A 6,745-nucleotide genomic window follows, 5' to 3' on the forward strand; every position below is an offset into this window, starting at 1 on the left:
GCTTCACCGGACAACCAGGAAGTGACGACCCTGGCGTGCTGGTGTGTATCAGTGAGGAGCTCATCGTGACGCATCCATCCGAGAGCGACGGCTTCTTCGTGGTCGATCTGCGCGGGGTCGCGCTGCCTGAGGGGGCAGCACAGTCCATCGCCCGGGCGATCCGCCGGGGTGTTTATCGGGGACGAACTCTGCGGGGTGCTGGCTGGCCCCTCGGGTGCTCTGGGGGGCTCGCTCCTAGCCCGGGAGCTACTTCAGTGATGCACTGACTGCGCTCGCAGCGGCGTCTGAGCTTGTGCCGGGGCCCGGGCACAAGGGCCAAGCTCACTTGTGCCCGCTGATCTTTCATTGCGCCAGCTTGCGCTTCGTCGAATTCCGTCTACGGATCAGGCAGGAATGCTGCATACGGTAATGCGACGCGCTCCCGTGGTGGTGGCGGTCGAATTCGGCGTCTGAGGTCCGGGATGTTGGTCGACATCCTGGCGTGATCACCGGTCCGAATCAGAAGCGCAGAAGGCCGGTCCGCCGCGCCGGACCTGGCTGCGGCTCTCCGCCGGTGCGGGAGCGGGGCGAGTCGTCGCTTCCGCCGTCGCTTCGACACTGACGAACCCCCTCGGCCGGGAGCGCGCGTACTCCGCGTGCACTTGTACCGGCCGGCCGGCACGGCCGACGGGATGAGAAGCCCCGGCGGCCGTGCGCCCGCATGGATGCGGGACAGTGCGTCAGGAGGCCGGCGGCACGGCGGAGGCGGTGACGAGGTCCGCGCGCTCCCACACCCGGTGCCGGCTCATCGCCGCTACCAGGGTCTTCGCGAGGGTCTTCGCCGTCTTCCCGGTCAGCACCCCCGGTCCGTCGTCGTCGATGCCGGCCGAGGCCAGAACCTCCGTGCCGTCGCCCCAGGCGGCGAACGGCTTGAGCTGCCGGTACGCCTCCTGGAGGAGGATCACCGTCTTGATGTCACGGTCCTTGGGGGCTCCGTCCGCGACGACGACGGCGTCGAACTCGATGGACCGGGCGGTGACGACTGTCCGCTCGACGACCTGCTGGTTCTTGCCGCTGCCGAGGGTTCCGCCGTGCGGGGCGATCACCTTGACCTGTGCACCCTCTGCCTCGAGCGCCTCTCGCAGCGCAGCGATCCCGGTCAGGTCCGCGTCCGGCCCGGCGACAACGCCGACCTGGCGGCCCGTGATGGGGAACGTCGCGTCCTTCACCTGGGCCAGTGCGGGAGACGGTGCGAGGTGCTCGACCGGCTTCTCGTCCGGGGCCGGGAGGCCGAGCCCGGCGGCGACCTTCTCACAAAGGTCCGAGTCGATCTTCGCGAGGACGCCGAGGACCCGCTCCTTGATCTCCTGCTCGTAGACCTTTCCGAGCTCGAAGGTGTAGGCCTCGATGGTGTGCGTCTTCTCGACGTCGGAGAGGCTCGCGTAGAACATCGCCGGCTGGCTGAAGTGGTCGTCGAAGGACGACGGGACCCCCCGGACGACCTCGCCCTCGACGCGCCGCGGCACGTTGACGTACCCGCCGTGCTCGAAGTCGGTCGGCTGCGGGCTGCCGTCGTCGACCGAGTTGGGCAGGTAGGGCGCCTCGCCGACCGGGACGCCCTGCTGCATGAAGCCGTCGCGATGGTTGTCGTTGACGGCGACGTGCGGCCGGTTGATCGGGATCTGCGGCCAGTTCGGGCCGCCGAGGCGGGTGAGCTGGGTGTCCAGGTAGGAGAAGTTGCGGCCCTGCAGCAGGGGGTCGTTGGTGGGCTCGATGCCAGGCACCACGTGTCCGGTGCAGAAGGCGACCTGCTCGGTCTCCGCGAAGTAGTTCTGCGGGTTGGCGTTCAGCACCAGCTTCCCGATCGGCTGGACCGGGACCATCTCCTCGGGGACGATCTTCGTCGGGTCGAGGAGGTCGATGCCCTCGTGGGTCTCCTCCTCGGTGTCCGGGAAGATCTGCACGCCCAGCTCCCACTCGGGGAAGGCGCCCGCCTCGATGGCGTCGGCGAGGTCGCGCCGGTGGAAGTCCGGGTCGACACCCGCGGCGATCTGCGCCTCCTCCCAGGTCAGGCTGTGCACGCCCAGGACCGGCTTCCAGTGGAACTTGACCAGCGTCGTCTCCTGCTTCGCGTTGACGAGGCGGAAGGTGTGGACGCCGAAGCCCTCCATGGTGCGGTAGCTGCGCGGGATGCCCCGGTCGCTCATGTTCCACAGGGTGTGGTGGGTGGCCTCGGTGTGCAGGCTGACGAAATCCCAGAAGCCGTCGTGCGCGGACTGGGCCTGTGGGATCTCTCGTGTGGGGTTGGGCTTGGCGGCGTGGATGATGTCCGGGAACTTGATCGCGTCCTGGATGAAGAAGACCGGGATGTTGTTGCCGACGAGATCCCAGTTCCCCTCCTCGGTGTAGAACTTCACCGCGAATCCCCGGGTGTCGCGGACGGTGTCGGCCGAGCCGCGGGAGCCGAGCACGGTGGAGAACCGCACGAACACCGGTGTCTGGAGGTCCTTCTCGGCCAGCACGGCGGCGCGGGTGATGTTTGCGGCGGTGCCGTAGCTGGTGAACACCCCGTGGGCACCGGCGCCGCGGGCGTGGACGACCCGCTCGGGGATCCGCTCGTGGTCGAAGTGGCTGATCTTTTCGCGGAGATGGAAGTCCTCGAGCAGGATCGGGCCGCGCGGGCCCGCCTTCAGCGAGTGGTCGGTGTCCGGGATGCGGACCCCCTGCGGGGAGGTCAGCACGTCGCCGGCCTGGGCCCGCGGGTCGGGGGCGCCGTCGGGCAGCGGGACCTCGACGCCGGTGGGGCTGACGGGGGCTGGGGGGGACTGGTCAGGTTTGCGCGTGGGGGGCATGGCCTACCTCGGTCGTCGACATACGGGGAAGGCGCCGGCTGCTCGACGCTCACGCCGGCGAGATTCCCGAGGGTGCCCGCCCCGAAACCCGGTCAGGCCGACGAGCCTGCGTGCAGCAGCTCGGCCATCTCCGGAAGATCGAAGAACTGGGCGACGGCCAGCGCGGACTGCCTACCTGCGGCCGGGTCCGCGCCGGCTGCGAGGAGGGCGACGACCGAATCACGGGTACGGCGGAACGTCGCTGCGCCCAGAGCGGTCTGACCGCGGTCGTTTACCCGTCCCGGGTCCGCCCCGCGGGCCAGCAAGGCGGAGACGGTCTCCGGGTGGGCGTGGTAGGCGGCGAGGATCAGCAGTGTGTCGCCCTTGTCGTTGGTCAGGTCGACCGGCAATCCCGCGTCGACGTTCGCGGCCAGCTCCTCGGTGCCGCCGGCCCGGGCGAGCTCGAACATCTGGTGGGCGAATTCCAGGGTCTGCTCATCGGGTTCCATGGCCGTTCCCTTCCGCCACGTCGGCCAGGCGGTTGAGCGACTCGGTGTTGCGCAACTTCAGCATGATCGCCTGCGCGGGCCGGGGGATGAGACGCGCGGGCCCGCTCTCGGCCTGCTCGCCCATCGTCACCAGGGTTCCCGCGGGCGACGGGGCCAGGGTGATGCGGACGCGCGCGGCACCGCTGGGCCAGGCGCGGGCGTGCAGTTCGAGCAGCTGGCCTGGCTCGGCGGCGCGGACCTCGGTGATGTCATGGATCTGCAGGGGCCAGGTCCCGACGCGGTGGTGCAGCCGGGACCCGACAGCGGGCCAGTTCGGGTCGACCTCGCGCATGTGGGTCGCGCCCACGACCCACAGCGGATAAGTCCATCCGTCGGCCAGGACGGCGAACACCTCCTGCGGGCTTGCGTGGACGACCCGGCTCACCTCGATCATGATGTTCACTCCTCGCTGCGGGGTCGGTTCGGATGTCAGCGGGTCGCGCGACGGGCGCCCTGGGCCACGATGGGTGCGAGCGGTATCGGCGACGGAGCCGGTATGACGGGCGCCCCGGTTCGCCGGAGGTACGGCGAACCGGGGCGTCGTCAGACGGGGGTGGGTTACCGCAGGTCGTAGCGGTCCAGGTTCATGACCTTGTCCCAGGCCTTGACGAAGTCACGGACGAACTTCTCCTTGGCGTCGTCGGCGGAGTACACCTCGACGATGCCGCGCAGGATCGAGTTCGAGCCGAAGACCAGGTCGACCGCGGTGGCGGTGCGCACCACGGTGCCCTGGGCGTCGCGGGCCTCGTAGACGCCCTCGTCCTCGACCGACGTGCTCCACTCGACCCCGAGGTCGAGCAGGTTGCGGAGGAAGTCCTGCGACAGGACGCCCGGGCGGTCGGTGAAGACGCCGTGCTGGGTGCCGCCGGTGTTCGCGCCCAGCACGCGCAGGCCGCCGACCAGGACGGTCAGCTCCTTCGCCGTGAGCTCGAGCATGTACGCGCGGTCGACGAGCAGCGTCTCCGGCGCCAGCTTCACGTCCGGCTTGATCCAGTTGCGGAACCCGTCGGCGCGCGGCTCGAGGTACTGGAACGTGTCGACGTCGGTCTGCTCCTGCGAGGCGTCGGTGCGGCCGGGGCTGAACGGCACGGTGACGTCCACCCCCGCGTCCGCGGCGGCCTTCTCCACGGCCGCGCAGCCGGCCAACACGATGGTGTCGGCGATCGAGACGGGCTTGCCGAACGCGGCGCGGACCTCCTCGAGCTTCGCGATGACCTCCTGCGTGCCGGCGTTGACCTCCCAGCTCGCCTGCGGCTCGAGGCGCAGCCGGCCGCCGTTCGCGCCGCCGCGCTTGTCGGTGCCGCGGTAGGACGCGGCGGCCGACCAGGCGGTGTGCACGAGCTGCGGGACCGTCAGGCCCGAGGCGAGGATCTGCTTCTTGAGCTCGGCGGCGTCGGACTCGGACAGCAGCTCGTGCTCGACGGGCGGAACCGGGTCCTGCCAGAGCAGCTCCTCCTGCGGCACCCAGGGGCCGAGGTAGCGCGACACCGGGCCCATGTCGCGGTGCAGGAGCTTGAACCAGGCCCGGCGGTAGGCCTCGGCGAACTCCTCGGGGTTGTCGCGGAACCGCTCGGAGATCTTGCGGTACTCCGGGTCCACGAGCAGCGAGAGGTCGCTCGTCGCCATCATGGGCGGGTTCTTCTTGCCCTCGATGTGCGCGTCGGGGACGAGCTCCTGGCCCTCGGCCTCCTTGGGCTTCCACTGCTTGGCGCCCGCCGGGCTCTGGGTGAGCTCCCACTCGTAGCCGAACAGCATGTCCCAGTAGCCGTTGTCCCACTGGGTGGGGTTCGGGGTCCAGGCGCCCTCGAGGCCGCTGGTCACGGTGTCGGCGCCCTTGCCGGTGCCGTTCTGGTTCTTCCAGCCGAGGCCGCCGGAGAACACCGGGCAACCCTCCGGCTCCGGGCCGACGAGGTCCGGGTTCCCGGCGCCGTGCGCCTTGCCGAAGGTGTGGCCGCCGGCGATGAGGGCGACGGTCTCCTCGTCGTTCATCGCCATCCGGCCGAAGGTCACGCGGATGTCGTGGGCCGTCGCGACCGGGTCCGCCTCGCCCTTCGCGCCCTCCGGGTTGACGTAGATGAGGCCCATGGTGACGGCGCCGAGGGCGCCCTCGAGCTCGAGCGGTGTGTCGCCGCTGTAGCGCTCGTCGCCGAGCCAGGCGTCCTCCGGACCCCAGAAGACCTCCTCGGGCTGCCACACGTCCTCGCGGCCGAAGGCGAACCCGAAGGTCTCGAAGCCCATGTCCTCGTGGGCCACGTTGCCGGCGAGCACCAGCAGGTCGGCCCAGGACAGGCTGCGGCCGTACTTCTGCTTGACCGGCAGCAGCAGGCGGCGCGCCTTGTCGAGGTTGCCGTTGTCCGGCCAGCTGTTGAGTGGGGCGAAGCGCTGGGCGCCGTCGCCGGCGCCACCACGGCCGTCGAGCTGGCGATAGGTGCCTGCGGCGTGCCACGACATGCGGATGAACAGCGGGCCGTAGTGGCCCCAGTCGGCGGGCCACCAGTCCTGCGACGTGTGCATGACCTCGACGATGTCGGCCTTGACCGCGTCGAAGTCCAGCTGGGAGACGGCCTGCTTGTAGTCGAAGTCCTCGCCGAGCGGGTCGGAGGCGGGCGAGGTCCTGTTGAGGACGCCCAGGTCGACCTGGTTCGGCCACCAGTCGCGGTTGCTCCGCGGCTGGTGGTCGGTGTGGAGGCTGGGACCCGCGAGCGCCGGGTTCTCGCTCTCGCTCCTGCTCTCGGTGCTGTCTGTGCCCTGCGGGCTCACGGAGGAGCCGCGGGGCTTCGGGTCGGCCACGGCCGGGTTCTCGCTCTCTGGGGGCACGTCGATCCTTCCTCGGGGGCCGGTCCGGAGGGCCGGCCGGCCTGGTGCGGTGGTGGATGGGTCTGGTCCGGGTGGGCGCGCCTCAGCAGCGGCCCGGGAGCGGGGACTGGCAGGCGGGGCAGAGACCCCAGTACACGACCTCGGCCTCGTCGATCGCGAAACCGGCGTCGTCGGATGCGGTCAGACAAGGGGGCTCGCCGATGGCGCAGTCGACGTCGCTCACCGCGCCGCAGGAGCGGCACACCACGTGATGGTGGTTGTCGCCCACTCGCGCCTCGTAGCGGGCGGCCGAACCCGCCGGCTGGATGCGGCGGACCAGGCCGGCATCGGTGAGGGCGCGCAGGACGTCGTACACGGCCTGGTGCGACACCGACCCCAGCCGCGCCCGGGTCACTGCGAGCAGAGACTCGGTATCGGCATGCGGGTACTCGTGCACCGCCGACAGCACGGCCTTTCGCGGCGCGGTGACGCGCAGCGCGGCGTCACGCAGGAGACACTCGACCTGCGGCGGATTCCGCACGACAACCACCTCGACACGACGGATGAACTGGATCATGTCCAGAACAACAT

5 protein-coding genes are annotated in these 6,745 nt (G+C 70.4%); all 5 read right to left on the bottom strand.

All coding sequences use genetic code 11. From position 1 onward, the window contains the following. Positions 1 to 719: 719 nt before the first annotated feature. On the bottom strand, positions 720 to 2,831 hold the full coding sequence (locus JWR81_RS09210) for a catalase (RefSeq protein WP_297649455.1): 2,112 nt from the start codon (positions 2,829 to 2,831) through the stop codon (positions 720 to 722). 92 nt (positions 2,832 to 2,923) lie between these two features. Continuing rightward, on the bottom strand, positions 2,924 to 3,319 hold the full coding sequence (locus tag JWR81_RS09215; protein WP_297649456.1) for an ankyrin repeat domain-containing protein: 396 nt from the start codon (positions 3,317 to 3,319) through the stop codon (positions 2,924 to 2,926). Further along, on the bottom strand, positions 3,306 to 3,752 hold the full coding sequence (locus JWR81_RS09220; protein WP_297649457.1) for an SRPBCC family protein: 447 nt from the start codon (positions 3,750 to 3,752) through the stop codon (positions 3,306 to 3,308). Before JWR81_RS09220 ends, JWR81_RS09215 begins: the two co-directional genes overlap by 14 nt. A 164-nt stretch (positions 3,753 to 3,916) precedes the next feature. Beyond that, positions 3,917 to 6,118, bottom strand: coding sequence for a catalase/peroxidase HPI (gene katG / locus JWR81_RS09225; protein WP_297649458.1), 2,202 nt, complete (start codon positions 6,116 to 6,118; stop codon positions 3,917 to 3,919). Between the two features lie 139 nt (positions 6,119 to 6,257). After that, positions 6,258 to 6,731 (bottom strand): Fur family transcriptional regulator, encoded by a 474-nt coding sequence (locus JWR81_RS09230; RefSeq protein WP_297649459.1) that lies wholly within the window; start codon positions 6,729 to 6,731, stop codon positions 6,258 to 6,260. Between the last annotated feature and the right edge of the window lie 14 nt (positions 6,732 to 6,745).

Origin of the sequence: Pseudonocardia sp. (genome assembly GCF_025965585.1) — a bacterium.
GTDB lineage: Bacteria > Actinomycetota > Actinomycetes > Mycobacteriales > Pseudonocardiaceae > Pseudonocardia.